The sequence below is a fragment of the Microbacterium sp. genome, assembly GCF_049661145.1.
Classification (GTDB): Bacteria; Actinomycetota; Actinomycetes; order Actinomycetales; family Microbacteriaceae; genus Microbacterium.
On sequence record NZ_JBASZT010000308.1, the window covers coordinates 1 to 2,029 of the forward strand.

Sequence of the window (2,029 nt, forward strand, 5' to 3'; positions counted from 1 at the left end):
GTGCGCCGCCGCCTGACGCGCCGCGCCGCGCGTTCGCGCGGGCCCCGCCCCTCTCCGCGAGCCGCTACGTTTCGACCCAGCCGCGACGATCCGACCGGTCGGAGCATAGCGGCTCGGTCGAAGCATAGCGGGTCGGGCGAAACGTAGCCGCTCGGGATAGGAAGACGGGAAAGGGGGCGGGGCGGGAGAGCCCGAGGCGGGAGGCAGGAGCGCGACCCGGGACGGGCGAGCGGCGCAGCTACTCGACGGGAGCCGGCGGCAGGTGGCGGAAGCGCGGGTGGATGAGCACGAACGCAGCGACGAGCGCCATGACGGCCAGCCCGACGAGCACAGGCAGCAGCGGTCCCACGCCGTAGAGCGCCGTGCCGGCGGTCGGCGCGATGACGAAGGTCAGGCCGTTCGTCGCGCCGATGAGACCCGCGACGCCGCCCTGTTCATCGCGGTGCATGAGCAGTGTGGAACCCGCCGTGTACCCGGGCGTCCCGATCCCGAGGCCGAGCCCGATCAGCAGCACGGACAGAAACAGCGGCACAGGCCCCGCGTCGATCAGCAGGACGGCGAAGCCGACCACTGCCACGAGGCTGCCGACCCGAAGGAGCGTCGCCGGCATCCATCCGCTGCGCGGAACGATGACGGCCTGCGCGGCGATCATGCCAACGCCGGCCGCTAGCAGCACGGCGCCGGTGACGAGGCCGGTGGACCCGGCATCCAGCCCAAGGCGGTCCTGCACGATGAAGCCGATGATGACCTGGATGAAGCCGAGCGCCGTGAACATCCCGAACCCGGCGACGAGGAAAGGCCACACCCGCCGGTCGAGCGGGCTCACCCGGCGCGGGCTCTCGATGAGCTCATGGCGCGGCTCGCGGCGCAGCCGCGTCGCGACGAGAACGAGCCCGATCAGGAGCAGCACCGGCACGGCGACGAGCGGGGTCAGGATGCCGAAGGCCGACAGCACTCCGCCGACGATCGCTCCGCCGACCATCGCGATGCCCTGCACGGCGCCGATCCCGGCCATGCCCTTCACCCGCAGCCTCTCGTCGTGCGTGACGTCGGCGATGTAGGCCTGCGCCGTCGGTGCGACCGCCGAGATCGCGCCGCCGAAGCACACACCACGCAGCAGCACGAAGAGGACGAACAGCAGGATGCCGGTGAGCACACCGGACATGCCCGCCCACGCGACCAGCCCGAACAGCGCCATCGCAGCGGTCGCGATCGTGAACGACGCGACGAGCACGGGCTTTCGGCCCCACGACTGCGACCGGCGTCCCCAGAACTGGCTCGTGAGCACGACCATGATCGCCGCCGTGCTGATCGTCGCCCCGATCTGCCATTCCGCGAGGCCCACCTCGCGCGACAGCGGCGCGATGATCGGGTTGAGCGTCATCTGGCCGAGGTACACGAGGAACACCGCTGCGAGCAGGAGTGGGATCTGCGGGGTGCGGCTCGTCTCGGCGCTGGGTGAGGCGCTGGACACGGGGGCGGGCACGGGGATGGGGGCGGTCATCGGTTCTCCTTGTACGTGGGCGGGACCAGGACGAGTTCGCGGTCGGCGGTGAGCGCGAGCAGGTCGTCGTCGTGGCTGATCAGGAGCACGACGGCACCGCCGGCGGCGACGGCGGTGATCTGGTCCGAGATGGACTGCAGGTGCCGCCGGTCCACGCCGGAACTCGGCTCGTCGAAGATCACGATGCGGCGGCCCGCGACCCGCACCGCCGCGACGACAAGGCGCTGCTGCTGGCCGCCCGAGAGGGAGAGCGGATGCCGGTCGGCGAGCGCGTCCAGATCGAGGGCGGCGAGCACGGCGGCGGGGTCCGGCGCTTCGGGTTCGCGGGCGGCATCCGTGACACCGGACCCTGCGGCCGACGCATCCGTCGCCGCGAGCGTGATCTCGGCCTCGACGCTGTCGGTGAACAACTGCCGCTGCACGTCCTGCATGACGATCGCGCTCGCGCGCTGGCGCGCGCGGCGGCTGAGCACGCGCCCGTCGAGGCGGACCGAACCGGCGCTGCGCTGCAGACCGGTCACGATG

Annotated in this window: 2 protein-coding genes; both read right to left on the reverse strand. The window is 72.1% G+C overall.

Features of this window, described 5'->3' with window-relative positions:
- Positions 1–238 precede the first annotated feature (238 nt).
- Complete coding sequence (locus WBP48_RS13035) at positions 239–1,504, reverse strand: MFS transporter (protein WP_424441094.1); 1,266 nt, start codon at positions 1,502–1,504, stop codon at positions 239–241.
- Positions 1,501–2,029: ATP-binding cassette domain-containing protein (locus WBP48_RS13040; RefSeq protein WP_424441096.1), on the reverse strand; the 529-nt coding region annotated here is incomplete at its 5' end. The genes WBP48_RS13040 and WBP48_RS13035, both read right to left, overlap by 4 nt.